The following is a 17,900-nucleotide window of genomic DNA, read 5'->3' as shown; positions in this document are numbered from 1 at the left end:
ATGCGGCTGACCGGACGGGGTATCGCTGTCCTGGTGACCTCGATCGCTGCGTACGTGATCGGGGAGTGGGCCGGGTATGCGTTCTTCCGGGCGTTGGCCGGGCTTGGGCTCGGAGCGCTGGTCGCCGCGACGGTGCTGACTGTCCGGCAACCGCAGGTCTCGGTACGACGGGATCTGTCGCCGGATCGGGTCGAGCGGGGGCGACCGGCGTTGGCGACGTTGCGGGTGCGGAACACGGGCAGCCGGTGGCAGCCTGCGTTCGCGGCGCACGACGTGGCCGGTGACGCACGGGAGCAGGTCCGGATCCGGCGACTCGGCCCGGACAGCGAAGCGACGTACCGGTATGAACTGCCGACCTCGCGGCGTGGACGGATCGCGGTCGGCCCGCTCACCCTCGAACGGCGTGACCCGCTCGGTCTCGCGCGCAACAGCCTCGCCACCGGTGAGGTCGCGACGCTTTGGGTGCACCCGCGCCGCCACCCGACCCGTACGGTCGTTGCCGGTCGGCCCCGGCACCACCACGTCGGCCGGACCGCGGACGACTCGCTGCGTGGATCGGCCGACCTGCGCGACGTCCGGCCGTACGTCGTGGGCGACGAGGTGCGGCACCTGCATTGGAAGGCGACGGCCCGGACCGGTCAGCTGATGGTGCGTGACTACGTCGATCCCGACCAGCCTCGGTTGACCGTGCTGCTCGACACCCGGTCCGAGACTTTGCCGGAGGCAACGTTCGAGGAGGCGGCCGAGGTGGCCGCGTCGATCCTCTTCGCCGCGTCGATGGCCGGGCACCGCTGTCGGTTGCTGACGTCGGCCGGTGCTGACCTGGCGGCTCCGGGTGGTGCCCTTGCTTCGCGGCAGTTCCTCGATGAGCTTTGCCTCGCCAAGCAGAGCGACGATCGGGCGGCTCTGCTTCCACCTTCGCTGACGACCGGTGCATCAAGCGGTGGAGCGATCGTGGTCGTGACCGGCGCGCGGGGGACGGCCAGTGACCTGGCGCCCTTGCTGGTTCGGTACGGCTCGGTCACCGTGCTCGGCCTCGGGCCGGTGCGTGGGATCGCGCCGATCCTGGGCGCTCGGGTGATCCTCGCCGGTGATGCGACCGATGCGTTGCAGCAGTGGAGCGGAGTGATCGAGTGAGCACGCGGCGGCGGACTCTGGCGGTGGTGGTCGCCGCGCTGATCGCAGGTCTTTGCTTCGGGCCCGTTTTCGGTGTGGCCCCGCTGCTGCTGCCGGTTGGCGTGATCTGTTTGGTCGCCTACGGCGTCACCGAGCTGTGCCGGTACTGGCAGGGGCTGCTGCCGTGGCGGCCTCTGCTGATGGCTTTTGGTGGGCTGCTGGCTTTGATCGAAACGGTGCTTCAGGCAACCACCATGGCCGGTCTGCCGACGCTGGAGTCGGTCCGCGCACTGGGCCGTGGGTTGAACTCGTGGCAGCTGACGTTGGAGTCCACCTGGCCGGCTCGGCCCGACTCCGAGCTGCTGCTCTTCGTGCCTCTCCTTGTTCTGCTGGCTTGTCTGCTGGGGATCGAGTTGCTCGACCGGGCGCCGGTCCTGGTCGCCGTGATCCCCGCGCTGGTGGTGGTCGGGGTCAGCCAGACCTACATCGCGCTGACCGGTGCGACCGCCGTACTGGTTGCCCTCGGTTTCGCCGCTGTTGTTGCCGCGCTGCTGGTACCCGATCTGGTCAGCCCCGACCGAGTACGGCGTACGAGTCCTGTGACTCCGTTGATCGCGGCGGCTGTGGTCACGGTGGTGGCGGTGATCGGCGGGTTCGTCGTGAGCGCGATCGATCCCGTCGGCAGGGACCCGTACACGTTGCAGCGTGTGCAGAGTGCGACGGCGCCGGGAGCGCGGCCGACGAGTCCGCTCGACGAACTGGCCGGGCGACTGCAAGGGCCGGACAAGGACGCGGTCGTGTTCCGCTACCAGTCGTCGGATCCGGTTGGGCGATGGCGGCAGGTGGCACTGGACGACTTCGACGGGGCGAACTGGACGACTAGCCATCCGGTCCTCCGACTGGGCTCCCAGTTGACGCCGGATTCGGACGTCACGGTGCCGGTGAGCCCGCAACGCGCTTCGGTCCGACTCGATGGGCTGCGCGGTCCGTGGTTGCCTGGGCAGCTGTTGCCGTCCGGGGTCCAGGGCGCGGTCGAGCCGCAGGTCGAGCCGATCGGCAGCACCCTGCTCGCCGAGGAACCGCCCGGCCAGTACGAGCTGACCTGGTCGAAGCCGACCGTCGACGCGCAGTACCTGCTGCACGCGGGCGTGGATGCTGAGGCGCCTGGTGGTCTTGGCGATCTCGGGTCCGCGCCGAGCGAGGTGACCGAGTTGGCGGTGTCCGCGCTCGCCGATCGAAGGGCGACGTTCGCGACGGCGCTGGCGCTGGAAGCGTACCTGCGGAAGAACTACAACCTGGCCGTTCAGGAACCCTTGCCGACGGGGCACAGCTGGCCGCAGCTGCGCCGGTTCCTCTTCGACGGGGTGCCGGGGACCAGTGAGCAGTTCGCGGCTGCCTATGTCGCGATGGCCCGGATCAACGGGATCCCGGCCCGGCTGGTGGTGGGATTCCGGGCACCGGCGCAACCGGATGCGGATGGCTGGTACACGGTGCGGAACCGCGATGCATTGGCCTGGCCCGAGGTGGCCGTGGCCGGCGTCGGTTGGTGGCCGCTGGATCCCGCGGGACAAGCTGCGACCGGGAAGACCGCAGTACCGGGTAGTGACACCGACGTGACGGACCAGGCGCGGAAGGAGGTGCCACCAGTTGAGGATCTCGAGGATCCGGAGGTAGCGCCGGCTCCCGCCGATCGGGCCGGCGGTTCGACTTGGGACGGCGTCGGGGTTCCGGTGTTGTGGATGTTCGTCGCGTCTTCGCTGGTGTTGCTGCTGTGGTTGTTCGGCGTACCGCTGCTGAAGTTCGTTCGCGCTCTGCGGCGTCGGCGGCGTACGGGGAGTGCGGCGGTTGTCGGGGCGTGGGCGGAGGCGCGGGATCGCCTGCGTGCGCACGGGGTTGCGGTGACGTCGGGGATGACGGTCAGGGATCTCGCGTTGGCGTCCTCGGACGTGACGGATGCGCGCGCTCAGGCAGGGCTCGGGTTAGTCGCGCGGTCGGTTGACCATGCGCTGTGGTCGGGCGCGCCGGTCAGCGATGAGGTCGGCCGGCAGGCTTGGGCGGGTGTCCGCGAGGTACGCCGCGGGCTGCGGTCGAGGCCGTGGACCGATCGACTGCAGGCCGCCTTGGAGCTACGGAGCCTCTTCTAGCCCTTGCAGGTTGCGCCGCGGATGGGGACCGGCTCGGTGACGTACACGGCGTTGCCGTCGCTGCCTTGAACCAGGAAGCAGTACTTGAGACCTGGGCTGACCTTGACCGTCAGCGAAGTACTGGAACCCATGTACCGGGTCTGAACTCCCTTGCCGCCCTGTTCCGCGATGTGGGCGTAGTAGGCCAGCGGCTTGGTGCTCGTCCACTGCAGCAAGAGCGAGGTCCCGTTGTCCTTGACGGGCTTGACCTCGACCTTCACGGCCGGAGTGATCGTCTGGGTCGGCGTCACGCTCGGGGTTGCGGAGGCGACGGGGGGAGGGGTGGTGCGCTGCGGGTCGTCGTCGTTCATGACCAGCCGCAGGACGATCGGCACGACTGCCAGCAGTGATACCACCGCGGCGGCGCCGATCATGACGTCCTTGGAGAGTCGCTTGCGCTTCTTGCCCGGCTTCTTGGCTGGTTTCGTGCGCGGCTTTGTGGCTTGCGCGGGCGGGGTGGTGTGGGTGACGCGAGCGGCGGCCAGTTCGTCGCGGAAGTCGTCGAAATCCAGTTCGTCGTCGGCCTCCTGCTCCGGTGCGTGCAGGAGGGTTTCGAGTGCTTCGGCCGCCTCTGCCGCTTCCGGCCGATCATCCGGTTCCTTCGCCATCATCCGGGTCAGCAACGCGGTCAACCCGGCCGGCACGTCCCGCCCCGACACCTCCGGAACGGGCTCGCGCAGCACCCTCAGTACGACGTCGTCAGCGGTCTCACCAGGCCTTACAGGGAAGGGGGAATGGCCCGTCAACGCGAGATAGAGGACGGCGCCGAGTCCGTACACGTCCGCCTGCTCGGAGAGCTCGCCGTCCCGCAGTACCTCGGGAGCCGTGTACGCCGCGTCGGCCATCAGATCGCGCGGAAACCGCACCCGCAGCGCGAGCCCGAAGTCGCTCAAGGCCGGCTGACCCGAGGACCGCTCGAGCACATTGGCCGGCGTGACTCCGCCGTGGACCAGCCCGATGTGGTGCGCCTCGGCGAGCACCGTGGCGAGGATCTGGCCGAGGATGACGACATCGCCGATCGGCAGCGGGCCGCGTCGTACCAGGTCGGGTAGGGACTGCGGACAGAATTCCATCCGCAACCCGCTCCGCCCGTCCGGCAGCTCGTCGATCGCCTCGACCCGCACGATCGAGGCCACCGATCGCAACCCGGCCAGCTTCGCCTGCTCGACCTCGATCCCGTTGTAGGTCCGCCGGTCCAGCGGCTGCGGATACACCTTCAGCACAGCCGTCCGGCCACCAGCGTTCGGCGCCACCAGGTAGACCGTCGCCACCGGCCCCGTGGCACGCGGTACCAGCGCATTCAGCGGAATCGTCGCCATCGCAGTACTCATGATTCCACCTGCCTAGGCCGCCACGTCCAGGTAGGCACATCCGTGCGCGATCAGGAACCGCAGATCGCCGAGGATCTCACCCAGCGCGTCCACCGGCTCGAGCGTCTGCCCGAGCTCGGCCGTCACGGTCGCCCGGACCTCGCAACTGTGCCACAACGTCGGCGCCACCGAACCCCACTGCCACAACTCATAGCAGTCCGGGTCCAGGATGGCCGCGGCACCAAGCCCCGGTACGCCGACCGCGTGCCCGTCCGGCCGCTCAGGAGTGTTGCCGAGGCCAACGAACAACACGTCCATCCGGTGACTCTTGGCGAACGCTGTCGCCTGGGTCGGATCGTCGGCCACCAGCACCACCGCACCCTTCTCGGCTAGGCCCCACAGCAGCTCTTCCGCCTTTGTAACTCCCGCCTGCTCGGCCTGCTTGACCACATCCGTCACGGTCCACTGGCCCTTGCCGGTCTCGGTCATCCCATGCGCGAGCACCCACACCCCGAACGCGTCCTCACTCAACCGATGCTGCTGCCACCCAACCCGTACGACGTGCGCCGGCTCTTCCCCGGGCCGCAACCCGGAGTAGTGGCCGATCGGGAAAACGTTCATCGGGGCCTCTTCCGGTCGAAGTACGCCGCTCGGACACAGAGCAGTGCGTGGACGTTGCCGAGCACGCCCGCCAGCACCTGCCGCGGATCGGTCTCCTCGGGACTCGTCACCCCGATCTTCTCCGCCACCATCGCTGCGTCATGGCACCCCGTCCACAACTGCGGCGCCAACGACGACCACGCCCACACGTCGTACAAGGCGTTGGACACCTGCACCACCGGCTGGTTGAGCAACCCGATCGTCTGCAACCACGGCTCATCCGCATCCGGCCCCAGCCCATGCATCAACGGCACCAACTGATGCCCCTCCGCAAACGCGATCGCCGACTCTCCGTCCGGCACGACCTCGAACAACAACTTCTCCGCGACAAACCGCTCCACGGCCGCATCGGCCTGATCGGCCGCCAACCCCAGCTTCTCCGCCTTCTCCACCAAACTCCCCCGGGTAGGCCGGTCCTCGCCATCCGTCCCATGCGCCAGCAACCACACAGCAAAGTCCCGATCCGCCAACTCCACCACCTCCACCCCCACCCGAACCTGCTGCCGCCGCTCGCCCCCACCCTCGGCATAGAGCACCCCAAGGTCATGCCCCACGGGCAACAGCAGAACGTCGTCCTTTTGCACGGTTCTCCCTCCATCGAAGCCGTTTCGAGCCTACGGATCCGGGCTCGGCCGGGTGATCGGTGTCCGCTAGCTGCCGTAGCCGGAACAACGCGGCCTGGCTGAGGCAGGCTGACGCCAACAACTCGCGAAGAGGAGCTGACAGATGAGAATGACGGGCCTCGTCAGGGTCACCGTCGCGGCCCCGAACCGCCGTATCGACGTGGCCCTTCCAGAGTATTCGGCGGTGGCGGAAACCGTTCCGGGCCTGCTCCGCATCGCCGGCGAACACCTGGCGGACGACGGTGTCGAAGCCGGCGGTTGGGCGCTACGTAGAGCCGATGGCAGTGCACTGGATCTCGGCCTCACTCTTGGACAGCAGCGGATTCGCGACGGTGAGGTGCTTCACCTCGTCGAGAGTTCCGTGGACTGGCCGGAGCTCGAGTACGACGATGTGGTGGACGCCATCGCCGGTGGAGCCGGACGCACGGGCAGGATGTGGGCGGCACGCACCACCCGGCACACGGGGCTGGTGCTCTGTGGGCTGGCTCTGCTCCTTGTCCTGATCGATGGGCTCCGGGCGACACCGCCGGCTGTCAGCTCGGGCTGGTTCCTAGGTGTGGCGATCTTGCTGCTCGCCGCCGGAACCGTGTTCTCACGGGCAATTGGCGACGCTTCGGCCGGCAGCGTGCTCGGCGCAATTTCGTTGCCCTTCGCAATCTCCGGTACGGGTCTGCTGCTCGCCGGCGACGGGCCGCTCACCTCGGTCGGGACGCCCGAGCTGTTGTCGGCCTCGGCCGGTCTGCTGCTGGCCGGCCTGCTCGCCCTGGTCGGTACGGCGGACCGGCCCGCCCTCTTCATCGGTGCGATCGTGAGCGGGCTGCTCGGTCTCGTCGGTGGCTGGCTGGCGACCTGGGAGTCACTCGACCCGTACGAGGCGGCTGCCCTGCTGGCCGGCGCCTTGCTGGCCTTCTCACCCATGTTCGGTGTGCTGTCGATCCGGCTGGGACGGGTGCCGATGCCGGTTCTGCCGCGAACCACCACCGATCTGGTCAGCGACGCCTCACAGCCGCCCCGCCGGTTGGTGTATCTCGCCGTCATCCGGGCGGATGCCTTCCTGACCGGACTACTGATCGCGACCGCTACTGCCGGCATCGTCTGCCTGAGCGTCCTCGTCAACAGCGGCAGCCGGGCCGCAATCTGGTATGTGGGCCTGCTCAGTCTCGGGTTCCTGCTGCGGGCTCGACTGTATCCGGCCGTCCGGCATCGGCTGACGCTGCTGGCGGCCGGGTTCGGTGGGCTGGTTGCACTGGCCGTCGGGCCGCTCTCCACGATCGCCGTGTCAGGCCTGGTCCTGCTCGTCGCGGCCGCTCTCGTTCTGGCGATCGGCTTGCTGGCGAGTACGAGACCGCTGAGCCCGTACCTCGGCCGGTACGGCGAACTACTGGAGCTCGGTGTCGTCCTGGCGATCATCCCGGTGTGCTGCGCGGTGCTGGACCTGTACTCCGTGGTGCGCGGGATCGGGGGTTGAGCGATGGCGACCAAGCGGGATCAACTGCAGTCCCATCAGTTCCTGATCCAGCGGGTGGTGTCCGCACTCATCCTGCGGGAGTCCGATCCGGAACAACCGCCGTTCCGGCGGCCACTTGTGGCGGCGTACTGGAGTATCGGTCTGGCGTTGATCGTGCTGGCCGGGTTCACGGTGTTCGGGCTGATCGTGCCGGGTGGCAAGACCGCTTGGCGCGACGGCGAGTCGATCATCGTGGAGAAGGAGACCGGCACCCGCTTCGTGTACGTCGACGGCCGGCTCCATCCGGCCGCCAACTACGTGTCGGCGTTGCTCGCCAAGGGCAGCTTCGCGCCGCTGATGAACGTGTCGGAGAAGTCTCTCGCCGGGGTGCCGCGCGGCCCGCGGGTAGGGATCGCGGACGCTCCGGATTCGTTGCCAGCGGCAAAGGGTCTGCTCCGTGGATCCTGGTCGTTGTGCTCGCAGCCCGGTAAGGATCAGACCGGCGCGGCGGTGGACGAGTCGGTCCTGCTGGTCGGCCGGGAGCCGTCGGGCGGTCGCGTCATGGCCGACGAGGCGCTGCTGGTGGCGGTCGGCGAGACGGGCGATCAGTACCTGCTGCGGAATGGCTACCGGCATCGGATCCGGGAGAGCGACACGGTCACCGTCGGCCTGGCCCTGCGATCGGAGCCCTGGGCAACGGTCGGGATGGAGCTCGTCGACGGCCTGCCGTCCGGTGCGCCGCTGCGGCCGATCCACGTCGCCAAACTCGGCCAGCCGTCGAAGGCGGTGCCAGGATGGGGATCGTTGCGGAACGGACAGTTGCTGGTGGTCCGAACCTCCGACGGGGTGAGTCAGTACTACTTGGCCGAGGCTGACCAACTGCGCCCGATCACGCCGCTGCAGTACGACATCCAGCGGGCCTACGCACCGACCGCAAAGGCATATCAGGGTCAGCAGCCGGTCGCGAAGCCGTTGGGACTCGTCGCAGCCGGCCAGTCCCGCCAGGGCCCCGCGCCGTCGACCGCACCCGGCCAGCTTCCGCCGGAGCGGCCGGAGTTCGTCGGCCCCAGGATGAGCGGATCCTCGCTGTGCGCGACCTTCGAGCCGGGCGGAACCGTTCCACGGCTGGCCATCGATGTCGGTATGCCGGTCCGCGACGAAATGATGACGACGGCTGCCCGGACCGGCCGGGGTGCACCACTCGCCGATCGGGTGATCGTTCCGCCGGGCGGTGCTGCGCTGGTCGAGGCGATGCCGTCTACCCAGGCGCCGATCGGCACGGTGATGCTGGTGAGCGATCTCGGCATCGCCTATCCACTGGCCGGGCCGGAGGTACAGAACACTCTCGGCTTCGATGGGGTGCAGCCGATCCGGATGCCGGCCGGCCTGGTCGCCCGGATCCCTCGCGGTAGCGGTCTCGACCCAGCTGCAGCAGCGGTTCAGCCGGCCGGCCCCGCCTTGCGCTGACAGGTTGTTGACCAAAGTGAAGGGACCCGCTGCCTGGTCGGCAGCGGGTCCCTTGTTCTGGGCGTGATCAGCGTGAGCTGAAGCCCTTCCACCGCGTTGGCGTCGCGGTGGACGACTCCGGTTTCGACTCGACCGCCCACAGCTCCTCGTCCAGGAGTTGTACGGTGTCGAGGGGTTCCGTCCGCTCCGACCGGCGTCGAGTGGCCGATGCGGCCGCCCCGAACGCCCCGAGCCCACTGGTGGGATCGGCCTTGCCAGACCGGCCACGCAGCTTCGGAGGCACGCCCGGCAGTCGGTTCGTCGTACGCCCCTTGTTCTGTACGACGGGCTTCGCCGTGCCCGGCTTCGGGCTCTCGCCGCCGCCTCCCATCCCCATCGGCGGCATCATCGGCGGTGGGGTTCCACCGGCGCCCGGAGCGTTCGCCCCGACGGCCGGTGTGGCCGCCGGCGGAACCGGGGCCTGCGGGGTCGCGGACAGCGCGCGGGACGGCATCTGCCGAGCGGCCTGCCCCGGGACGTCCTTCCCGTCGCCGATGCCCTTGCCGACGTCGAGCCCGCCGAGGCCCGACCCGCCGCCGCCCCGGCCGCTCAGTCCCGAGCCACCGAGGCCGGAACCACCAAGCCCCGAACCGCCCAGACCCGAACCGACCTTGAAACCCTTGGGATTCTTCGGAGTCGTGGTCGTCAAGGGCTGGAGGGGGATGCCCCCGGGGATGACCGGTGGTAAGGACGGCGTCGGCAGCTTGCCGACACCGCCAGGTCCGGTCGGGTACGTCGGCGTGGTCGGCGTGGGCGTCGTCGTCCCCGGCGGCAGCCCGGCCAGTCCTGGTCCCTCGCCCTCGGTCGGCGTGCCACCACCCGCCGGATCGCCACCCGCCGGCTGCCCACCCGCCCCGGCCTCATCACCCGCACCCGCTTGCTCGGCCTGCTCGCCTGTCTGATCTCCTGTGTCACCCAAGTCAGAGGGACCGCCTCCCGGCCCGCCCGGCCCAGTGCCGGTCGGACGCTGGCCCGGCCCGGTCTGAGGCACCGGACCAGCATCCCCAGTCGGCCCGTTCCACTCCGACATCGGGATACCGTTCAGAACGTCTTGGCTGAGCGTGGTGACATATTCGTTCAGGGTGTCCATCGCGGCCTGGGCCCGCATTTTCGCCGCTTCCGCCGCGATGGCGACGCCCTGGACGAAACCGGGTTCGCTGGCCTGCATTTTCTCGGTGAAGCTGGCGTTGGGGTTTGTCGGGATAGCCAGTTGCCGCATGGCCGCGTCGTAGGCCTTCTTGGCAGCAACAACGATCTCCCTGGTCTCACTCACCTTCTGACCGAAGCCGAGGTTGAGCAGCGCATCTGGGAGCCTCCAACGGATCCACGGCTCGACTGACAACGCGGCCATAGCCCATCGGGTCGCGAAGGCGTCGCCGGCGAGATCCTTCCATCCGTTGTGTAGGCCCTCGACACTCCTTTGGACGTTTGCCCGACGCTCGTTCGTCTGTGCCGCGAATGCCTCTACCCACGTGCGGAGCTGTGCGCCGGTCCCGGCCGCAGCCGAGGCCGTCCTGAGATCTTCCAGCATCTCGGGGAAATCTTTCCCGGTGTAGTGACCCATGTCGTGCGCTCCTTAGACCCCGCTGGGCATTGGGTAGTCCAGGCGGTATCGGTTGGCGTCGTCGATGATCCTGACCTGGTCTCCCTTTGTTGCCGCTGTCCTGGCTATGTTGGTGGCTTCGGCTGTGTCGTTCTGCGAGTACTCGGCACCGCAGCGCCGGGTGATCACTTTGAGGGACTCGACACCGGTGCTCGCCTTGTTGTCGAAATCTTTGCCACGAGTAACGGCAGCGAGGACTGCCTGATTGAAGAGTCCGACTCCTGGCATACCGCTCGTTGTATAAGTCGGCTCGGCGTGCGCGAAGGGCGGGTACTGGGCACCTCCCTCGAACATCGGGATGTAATCGGGCTTCAAGTACATCTGGCTCATTGATCCCTCCTGAGATCTCGTCACGTTTGCTGGAAGGTCCGCGGCTGACCGCGGGGGATGGTTACGGGGTGTCCTCCTCCCGGGGTGGGCGCCAGGCGAGCTGGATCAGTTGTGGTTCGCCGCGGTGGCGGATCAGGCGGCCGCGGCCCGGTGGGAACGCCTCCGGCTTCACCCCGCCGAGCAGCGCGCCCTCCATCCGGTCACCGGACAGCAGCACGCCGGGGGTGCCGACATCGCGGATCCGGGCGATGAACTGCTCGTAGAGCGCCCGGCTCGCGCCGTTCATCCGGCGGGTCACGATCAGGTGCAGACCGATGTCGCGGCCGAGCTGGATGTAGTCGAGCAGCGGGAGAAACGGGTTCTCCAGTTGCGTGGCCACCAGGTCGTAGTCGTCGATCAGGACGAACAGCTCCGGCCCTTGCCACCAGCTCCTGCGCCGGAGCTGTTCCGGCGTCACGTCGGCGGGTGGCATCCGCTCCGCCATCGACCCGGCCGCCTCCTGCATCAGCCGGGCCGTTGCCTGCCGGTCGGCGCTGAAGCCCAGCAGATGTTCGCTGGTGATCTCGCCGAGCAGGGCGCGCCGATGGTCGACAATCAGCATCCGCGCCTGCTCGGGCCGGTAGGCGGTCGCGATCCGGTGCGCGAGGACGCGGAGGAAGTTCGTCTTGCCGGATTCGGCATCGCCGAACAGCAGCAGGTGTGGCTCCGCCTCGAAGTCCAGCTCCGCCAGGCCGAGATCGTTCTCGGTGATGCCGATCGAGAGCCGCTGCCCGGTGTCGTCGGCCCGGTCCCGCTCCGGCAGGGCGCCGTACTCGAAAGTGGCCGGCAGCAACCGTACGGCGGGCGCGCGGTGGCCCGGCCAGGCATCGGCGATCCGGCCGACAAGCTCGGCCGTCAGCCGCGCGCGACCCTCAGGGCTGGACCGATCTGCCTGGCCGGACTGATCCGCCTGGTTCGGCAGGCCGGTGGCAGCGAGCTGGGGCAGGGCGACCAGCATCTGATGTTTGCTGGTGGTGATTCCGCGGCCCGGCCGGCCGGCCGGAACGGCATGGGCCGCGATCCGGTCCACCATCGAGTCGATCGGATCACCGAGGCGCAGCTCCAGCCGGGTTCCGAGCAGGTCGCGGATGTTCATCCGCAACTCGTAGGATCGGGCGCAGCTGAGTACCACGTGGACGCCGTACGAGAGTCCGCGGGCGGCGATGTCGGCGATCACCGGTTCGAGGTCCTCGAAGTCGCTGCGCAAGGTTCCCCAGCCGTCGATGACCAGGAAGACGTCGCCGAACGGGTCGTCGGTGAACTGCACCGCGGACCGGCGTTGGCGGTAGCCGGTGATGCCGTCGATCTCTTGCTCGGCGAATCGCCGCTCCCGATCGGCCAGTACACCGGCGACCTCGGCCACGGTTCGGCGTACGGCGCCGACACTCTGCCGAGCGGCCACCCCGCCTACATGGGGAAGGTTGCGCAGCGTGCCGAGCGACCCGCCGCCGAAGTCCAGGCAGTAGAACTGCACCTCCTGCGGGGTGTGGGTCAGGGCCAGACCGGTGATGATGCTCTGAATCGCGGTGCTCTTGCCGCTCTGCGGGCCGCCGATCACGACCACGTGCCCGGCGCCGCCGGCCAGATCGAGGACCAGGGGATCGCGGCGCTGCTCGAGCGGCCGATCGACGATCCCGACCACGGGCTGGAGAGTGCCTCGATGCCCAAGTACCGCCGTGGTGAGCCCGCGGGCGGGGTCGACGACGAGACCGCCGTACAGCTCGTCGACCGCAGGCGCCTGATCGAGTGGCGGCAGCCAGACCTGGTGGGCCGGATCCCCCCTCCCGGCGAGCCGTTCGACCAGGATGTCCAGCAGGCTCTCGCCGACGCTGTCGTCGTTGACCTCGTCCGGTACCGTCTCCGGTTCTTCTTCGTCGACGGGCGGTGCCAGGTAGCTGGTCGAGTACTCCATCAGCTCGGGCGCGTTGTCGAACCGCTGACCGGTCAAGTGTGAATCGGGACGGTGGTGCACGCCGGAGACGTAGGCGGACCGGAACCGCAGCAGCGGCTCGGTACCGGACTTGAGGAAGCCGTGGCCGGGCGGTCGCGGGAGCTTGAAGGCGTCCCCGTTGCCGAGCACGGTCCGGCTGTCCATGTCGGAGAAGGTCCGCAGTGCGATCCGGTACGACAGGTGCGTGTCCAGGCCTCGCAGCCGGCCCTCCTCCAGGCGCTGACTCGCCAGCAGCAGGTGGACGCCGAGCGACCGGCCGACCCGGCCGATCTGGACGAAGGTGTCGATGAAGTCCGGCTTGGCGCTGAGCAGCTCGCTGAACTCGTCGATGATGACGAGCAACGTCGGGACCTCGTCCAGCGGGGCGCCGGCGGCGCGTGCCTTCTCGTAGTCGCGCAGAGAGGAGAAGTTGCCGGCCGCCCGCAGCAGCTCCTGGCGTCGGAGCAGCTCGCCGTTCAGGGCGTCGGTCATCCGGTCGACCAGATGAAGCTCGTCGGCGAGGTTGGTGATCACCGCGCTGGTGTGCGGCAGGTGGTCCAGCCGGGTGAACGTCGCACCGCCCTTGAAGTCGATCAGGGCGAAGTTCAGCGATCGGGGCGGATGGGTGATGGCCAGCCCGAGCACCAGCGTCCGGAGCAGTTCGCTCTTGCCCGAGCCGGTCGCGCCGATCAGCAGTCCGTGCGGGCCCATGCCGTCCTGCGCCGACTCCTTCAGGTCGATCTCGATCGGCGTACCGTCCGGGCGGATGCCGAACCTGATCCGGAGCCGGTCGCGGTTCGGCCGCTGCAGCCAGGTCCGGGCCGGGTCGAACGAGAACGGGTCACCGAGGTCGAGCAACTCGGCCAGCCCGAGCTCGGCGCTCAGTGGTTGCTCGCCGACCACGCCGGCGGTGAGCCGGAGCGGGGCGAGCTGCCGGGCGAGTGCCTCGGCCGCCGGCTGGGTGAGACCGTCGGCCTCACCCAGCTCGGTCTCGCCGTCCATGGTCTCGCTGATCAAGTTGCCATCGGCATCTATATCCAGGACGATGCAGCTCGGGTCCAGGGCCCGCGGCGGCTCGGTGGTCAGGTCGACCAGTACGACGCCTTCGACGCCGCCGCCGGTCATCAGGTGATCGGAGCCGGCCAGTTCGCCACCGTCGATCACGACGACGATCAACGGACCCGACGACCGGTGGTCGATCTCGGGATCGAACCGCGGCCGGTTCGCGATCAGGTCGTCCAGCATCGCCTCGACACCGGTGATTCCGGTGGCGACCATGCGCAGCGGTCCGATCGCGTCGTTGCGGCTCGGATGCAGGGCGTGCGGCAACCACTTCAGCCACTCCCACTCGGGTTGCTGCCCGCCGCCCGCGCAGACGGCGATGCGCAGGTCGTCGGGTGCCTGGAAGACACTCAGCTGTGCCAGCAGTGCGCGCACGAGCGCGACGCTCCGGCCGCGATCGCCGCGAAGGTGGATACGGCTGAAACCGCCCATCGAAACGGCGAGTGGGAGGCCGGGGACCTCGCCGAAGGTGGCGAGGAAGCGCCGCAACGCAAGCGCGGACAGGGGTTCGAGCCGTTCCAGCGGCTGGGTGTCCGGGGGGACCAGCGTGATGGGGGCGCTCTGCCGGCCGACTCCGATCCGGGCGACGGCGAAGTCCGGATCGTCGCGACGTCGTTCCCAGAGCCGGTAGCTGGCGGCCAGACTCCACAACGACTCAGGCTCCGGATGGACGTACCGCAACGCCGACCGTTGCCGGTCGATCGCCCGGTTCAGGCGCAGCCGGTGCTGGGCCAGCTGGCGCAGGTACACTCGCCGGGCGTTGCCCATATCGCGCTTGCTGGTGCCGCCGGCCACCAGGAACCCGACGACCACCATGCCCAGCAGCGCTGCGCCGAACAGACCGTAGATGACGAGTCGCAGGCCCGGGCGCATGCTGCCTGAGAAGGTCAGCAGCATCGCGCCCATCATCGCCACCATCGGCAGCATCATCAGGGCCTGCGTCCACTGCCGCCCGGTGGGCACCGGGATCTCGGGCGGGGCATCCAGTAGCAACTCACCCGACGGTGGTTCGGGGGACGGGCGGCGGGTTGGCCGCTTCACGATGACCGTCGCCATGCGCAGGCCTCCTTGGTTCGCTGTCGGGTTCGATCGTCCGGCCTGTGCGGCGAGCGGTACGCGTGGTGGCAGGAACGTGCCGCCGGCGACCGGCGCCGGTCCAGGCTCCTTAGCGTCGATCCGAGTCATGCGGCGCTCGCTGACTCCGGTCCCGGGCCCGGGATGGCCAGGCGGCCGCAACTTCCATGAAGGAGAGGCAGGATGGCGAACCCCGCGAGTCAGATGTACCTGAACCCACTCGCCGCCCAGCAGGCATCGACGGCATCGGCCGACACGTCCGCCCAGATGCACATCCACAAGAACGCTGTGGACAACGCCGTGACGGGGGTGATCGGAACCGGCTGGGTGATGCGACAGGCGACCAGCTTTCTGCAGGCCCACTACAAGTGGCGCGAAGCGATGGAGGCGCTGGTGATGGCCCTGGACAAGCTGAGCGGCGACGCGAACAAGCACCGGCTGGAGTACGCAGCCAACGACGACGAGTGGGCGGGCGGTTTCGCCCGGATTCCGGAGCCCAGCACCCTCGGACACGCGATGCGCGGCCCGGTCTGAGCAGCAGAGAAAGGAGAACCCGATGGAAGATCTGCAGAAGTGTGAGTTTCCGACCGTCACGGGCTTGCTCGAGACGGTGAGGTCGGTCAACGCATCGATCGAGATCGCGAAGAACGACTGGCTGACGAAGATGAACATCTCCTCGATGGAGATGCTGGACGGCGCGGGTGGTGCCTTCACCGAGGTCTACAACGCCCTCAACCGGGTCACCGAGGCCTCGGGGGAAATGCAGCGGGCGCTGGCGGGTGCCGGTATGCAGGCAGTGGACGCCAACATGGCGACCGTGAACCGTTGCGCGGCCGGCTACGGCACTGGGATGTGAAGTGTTCAGCCCACGCTGAGCAACCGACGTAGTACGGGAGCCCCGGCGCCACAACGGCGCCGGGGCTCTTCGCGGTGTGCGAGTACTCAGCGCTCCGCTGACGGGGGTGGCAGCAGGAAGAGTTGGTCCGGTGGTTCGTCGCGCGGACGATCGGCGGGCAGCGGACCGGACCGGGCCGGCCGCCAGCGTCTCCGCAGTCCGGCTGGGACGACGGCGGCGAGAACCAGGATCACCAGCGCGGCGGTGCCGGCCAGGCCCACCTGGAACCAGGCCTGTGACACGCGCTGCTGCCAGGTGGCGACTCGATCGAGTGCCTGCTGGTCGACCGGCGGATGGGCAAGTATCGGCATCTTCGCCGGACTGGTCTTCACCAAACCCTCGGTGACGGCGCGATAGGGGTCGACCACGCCGGCGCCGTACGCCGGTCCGGCGGACCCGCCGCGCGCCGGTGTCGCAGTCGCCATCAGCCGCTCGGACACCTGCTTTGCGTTCAGCTGCGGCCAGGCCGCGCGGACGAGGGCGGCGGTCGCCGCCACGAAGGGAACGGCGAAACTCGTGCCGCTGTAGTAGTTGTGACCACCGCGGCGAGCGGCACCGACCACCTCGGCGCCAGGCGCCATCAGGTCGACGTAAGGGCCGATCTGCGAAGCGGAGACACGGCTGCCGCCGATGTCGACGGCGCCGACGCCGAGGACGCCGGGGTATGCCGCTGGGAATGACGGCAGGCTCCGGTCGTCGTCCCCCTGAGAGTTGCCGGCGGCAGCCACGACGAGTGCGTCCCGGGCCTGCGCGTAGGCGATCGCCTGGCGGACGACCTTGTCGTCACGATGTCCGGCCATCGACAGGTTGATCACCTTGGCTCGCTGGTCCGCCGCATATCTGATGCCTTGGGCAAGTACCAGTGGGTCGATCTCGTTGGCGTCTCCGTCGGTGCTGGCACGTTCGCTGACCCGGACCGGCAGAACGGTCGCACCGGGTGCGAGCCCACGGAAGCCGATCCCCGGCTGCGGAGTCGCCGCGATGATGCCGGCGACCGCCGTACCGTGCGAGTCGCAGTCGAAGGTGGCGCGGAGCTTGCCGACCTGGAAGAAGTCCTCGCCGGTTCGTACCTTGCCGCGGGCCCGGAGTTGGGGGTGATCGACGTCGACCCCGCTGTCGATCACGGCGACCAGTACACCCGCCCCTGTGCTGTACGGCCAGACCGCGGCCGGGTCGAGGGTTTGCTGCGCCCACGGCAACTGCGAGATCACCGGCCGAGCGGGGTCCGCCTTGGTGCACAGACCGTCCGGTGGAGCGGCCAGGGCAGGGGACGACATGACCGCCGGAATGCCGGTCAGCGCGGCGGCGGTAATCCACGCGAAGATCTTCTTGGTCACGCCTCATCGTCGCCCTGGGTCGCGGCCGCCTCCGACGGCTGGCAGAAAGCGGTCATCGTGATCCACAGCGGGCTCCGGCCGTCCAAGCTGCCTGCATGATCGACGACCTGGCAAAGTTGGCCGACGACGTGACTGCCGCCCGGCGGGCGGTTTCGGAGCTTCGCGGCCACGCCGATTCCGCCGACGGTCTGGTGACGGTGACGGTGGATGGTGACGGCCGGCTGATCGACCTCGAACTGGATGCGCGGATCTACCGCAACGCCGACTCGGTGGCACTGGCGGAGCAGATCAAGCAGACCTTCGACCAGGCGATCGAGGACGCCACCCGGCAGGCGATCCGGTTGATGCGGGCGACGATCCTGCCGCGGGCGGGGGCGACCACGGACCTGGTACTCGACCCAGTGCTCGAACAGATCCGGCTGCGAGCGGAGAGGACGTCGTGATGGCCAAGGTGAACATCGATGGTGGCCGGATGGAGATGGACACCGGCGTCGTACGGACCGGTGGCGCCTCCCTGGTGGCCGCCGGTGGGGACTTCGGGACGAAGGTCGCCGAGATCGTCCAGCGGATCCTCTCCGGCGAGCCCGCCATCGGCACCGGCAAGGAGGCGGACAACTTCCACCTCGGCTACAACCTGCCGGCCACGGATCTGAAGGAATCGGCCAAACAGGGTGCCGAAACCCTGAAGGCGTTCGGCACCAGCATGACCGGGGACGCTGCCCGCTACGAGGAACAAGACCGGCTGCAGAGCGAGAACATCCAGCGAACCGGCCAGGCCTGACCGG

At 68.9% G+C, this 17,900-nt stretch carries 15 protein-coding genes; 8 read left to right on the top strand and 7 right to left on the bottom strand.

The genetic code is table 11. The annotated features are described in order from the left end of the window. The first annotated feature begins 33 nt into the window (after positions 1-33). Both EV643_RS10595 and EV643_RS10590 read left to right on the top strand, forming a co-directional pair. A complete protein-coding gene (locus tag EV643_RS10595) occupies positions 34-1,137 on the top strand; it encodes a DUF58 domain-containing protein (RefSeq protein WP_238165488.1) in 1,104 nt (367 codons plus the stop codon). Beyond that, positions 1,134-3,260, top strand: a complete 2,127-nt coding sequence (locus EV643_RS10590) for a transglutaminase TgpA family protein (protein ID WP_133799836.1) — start codon at positions 1,134-1,136, stop codon at positions 3,258-3,260. The genes EV643_RS10595 and EV643_RS10590 overlap by 4 nt, the downstream gene beginning before the upstream one ends. On the opposite strand, the gene EV643_RS10585 is transcribed toward EV643_RS10590, so the two are convergent. The 3 genes from EV643_RS10585 to EV643_RS10575 are packed head-to-tail and all read right to left on the bottom strand — an operon-like array spanning position 3,257 to position 5,853. Beyond that, positions 3,257-4,630, bottom strand: coding sequence for a serine/threonine protein kinase (locus EV643_RS10585; RefSeq protein ID WP_133799835.1), 1,374 nt, complete (start codon positions 4,628-4,630; stop codon positions 3,257-3,259). The two genes, EV643_RS10590 and EV643_RS10585, sit on opposite strands and share 4 nt — an antisense overlap. A 12-nt stretch (positions 4,631-4,642) precedes the next feature. Next, positions 4,643-5,230 (bottom strand): hypothetical protein, encoded by a 588-nt coding sequence (locus EV643_RS10580; protein WP_133799834.1) that lies wholly within the window; start codon positions 5,228-5,230, stop codon positions 4,643-4,645. Beyond that, complete coding sequence (locus EV643_RS10575; RefSeq protein WP_133799833.1) at positions 5,227-5,853, bottom strand: hypothetical protein; 627 nt, start codon at positions 5,851-5,853, stop codon at positions 5,227-5,229. Before EV643_RS10575 ends, EV643_RS10580 begins: the two co-directional genes overlap by 4 nt. 142 nt (positions 5,854-5,995) lie before the next feature. Between EV643_RS10575 and eccD the strand changes: the two genes are divergently transcribed. Both eccD and eccB read left to right on the top strand, forming a co-directional pair. Next, positions 5,996-7,360 carry a type VII secretion integral membrane protein EccD gene (eccD, locus tag EV643_RS10570; protein WP_133799832.1) on the top strand — a complete coding sequence of 455 codons (1,365 nt, stop codon included), beginning with the start codon at positions 5,996-5,998 and terminating at the stop codon, positions 7,358-7,360. A 3-nt stretch (positions 7,361-7,363) separates the two neighbouring features. Next, positions 7,364-8,806 carry a type VII secretion protein EccB gene (gene eccB / locus EV643_RS10565; RefSeq protein WP_133799831.1) on the top strand — a complete coding sequence of 481 codons (1,443 nt, stop codon included), beginning with the start codon at positions 7,364-7,366 and terminating at the stop codon, positions 8,804-8,806. 67 nt (positions 8,807-8,873) lie between these two features. Here the strand turns inward: eccB and EV643_RS10560 are convergent, their stop codons facing one another. The 3 genes from EV643_RS10560 to eccCa form a co-directional block, all read right to left on the bottom strand. Next, the gene (locus EV643_RS10560; protein ID WP_133799830.1) at positions 8,874-10,118 is read right to left on the bottom strand and encodes a hypothetical protein; all 1,245 of its coding nucleotides are present in this window, start codon (positions 10,116-10,118) and stop codon (positions 8,874-8,876) included. A 303-nt stretch (positions 10,119-10,421) separates the two neighbouring features. Continuing rightward, complete coding sequence (locus EV643_RS10555) at positions 10,422-10,778, bottom strand: hypothetical protein (protein WP_133799829.1); 357 nt, start codon at positions 10,776-10,778, stop codon at positions 10,422-10,424. 61 nt (positions 10,779-10,839) lie between these two features. Beyond that, positions 10,840-14,865 (bottom strand): type VII secretion protein EccCa, encoded by a 4,026-nt coding sequence (gene eccCa, locus EV643_RS10550; RefSeq protein ID WP_133799828.1) that lies wholly within the window; start codon positions 14,863-14,865, stop codon positions 10,840-10,842. A gap of 201 nt (positions 14,866-15,066) precedes the next feature. Here eccCa and EV643_RS10545 point away from each other — a divergent pair, with 201 nt between their 5' ends. Both EV643_RS10545 and EV643_RS10540 read left to right on the top strand, forming a co-directional pair. Continuing rightward, positions 15,067-15,417: a hypothetical protein gene (locus EV643_RS10545; protein ID WP_133799827.1), complete on the top strand. Its 351-nt coding sequence runs from the start codon at positions 15,067-15,069 to the stop codon at positions 15,415-15,417. 22 nt (positions 15,418-15,439) lie between these two features. Continuing rightward, positions 15,440-15,739: a hypothetical protein gene (locus EV643_RS10540; protein ID WP_133799826.1), complete on the top strand. Its 300-nt coding sequence runs from the start codon at positions 15,440-15,442 to the stop codon at positions 15,737-15,739. Positions 15,740-15,825: 86 nt separating this feature from the next. Here the strand turns inward: EV643_RS10540 and mycP are convergent, their stop codons facing one another. Further along, complete coding sequence (mycP, locus tag EV643_RS10535) at positions 15,826-17,115, bottom strand: type VII secretion-associated serine protease mycosin (protein WP_238165487.1); 1,290 nt, start codon at positions 17,113-17,115, stop codon at positions 15,826-15,828. A 95-nt stretch (positions 17,116-17,210) separates the two neighbouring features. Between mycP and EV643_RS10530 the strand changes: the two genes are divergently transcribed. Further along, positions 17,211-17,558, top strand: coding sequence for a YbaB/EbfC family nucleoid-associated protein (locus EV643_RS10530; RefSeq protein WP_133799825.1), 348 nt, complete (start codon positions 17,211-17,213; stop codon positions 17,556-17,558). Next, positions 17,558-17,896, top strand: coding sequence for a hypothetical protein (locus tag EV643_RS10525; RefSeq protein WP_133799824.1), 339 nt, complete (start codon positions 17,558-17,560; stop codon positions 17,894-17,896). Before EV643_RS10530 ends, EV643_RS10525 begins: the two co-directional genes overlap by 1 nt. The last annotated feature ends 4 nt before the right edge of the window (positions 17,897-17,900 follow it).

It is taken from the genome of Kribbella caucasensis (assembly GCF_004361855.1).
Classification (GTDB): Bacteria; Actinomycetota; Actinomycetes; order Propionibacteriales; family Kribbellaceae; genus Kribbella; species Kribbella caucasensis.
The sequence above is the reverse complement of the archived record's forward strand: the minus strand, read 5'-3'. Positions and strand labels throughout refer to the sequence as shown.

What these genes read in the sequence shown, in the direction of transcription:
- EV643_RS10555 (WP_133799829.1), bottom strand. Translation starts at nt 10,778, where the DNA reads ATGAGCCAGATGTACTTGAAGCCCGATTACATCCCGATGTTCGAGGGA.
- EV643_RS10525 (WP_133799824.1), top strand. Translation starts at nt 17,558, where the DNA reads ATGGCCAAGGTGAACATCGATGGTGGCCGGATGGAGATGGACACCGGC.
- eccCa (WP_133799828.1), bottom strand. Translation starts at nt 14,865, where the DNA reads ATGGCGACGGTCATCGTGAAGCGGCCAACCCGCCGCCCGTCCCCCGAA.
- EV643_RS10540 (WP_133799826.1), top strand. Translation starts at nt 15,440, where the DNA reads ATGGAAGATCTGCAGAAGTGTGAGTTTCCGACCGTCACGGGCTTGCTC.
- EV643_RS10530 (WP_133799825.1), top strand. Translation starts at nt 17,211, where the DNA reads ATGATCGACGACCTGGCAAAGTTGGCCGACGACGTGACTGCCGCCCGG.
- eccB (WP_133799831.1), top strand. Translation starts at nt 7,364, where the DNA reads ATGGCGACCAAGCGGGATCAACTGCAGTCCCATCAGTTCCTGATCCAG.
- eccD (WP_133799832.1), top strand. Translation starts at nt 5,996, where the DNA reads ATGAGAATGACGGGCCTCGTCAGGGTCACCGTCGCGGCCCCGAACCGC.
- EV643_RS10545 (WP_133799827.1), top strand. Translation starts at nt 15,067, where the DNA reads ATGGCGAACCCCGCGAGTCAGATGTACCTGAACCCACTCGCCGCCCAG.
- EV643_RS10580 (WP_133799834.1), bottom strand. Translation starts at nt 5,230, where the DNA reads ATGAACGTTTTCCCGATCGGCCACTACTCCGGGTTGCGGCCCGGGGAA.
- EV643_RS10585 (WP_133799835.1), bottom strand. Translation starts at nt 4,630, where the DNA reads ATGAGTACTGCGATGGCGACGATTCCGCTGAATGCGCTGGTACCGCGT.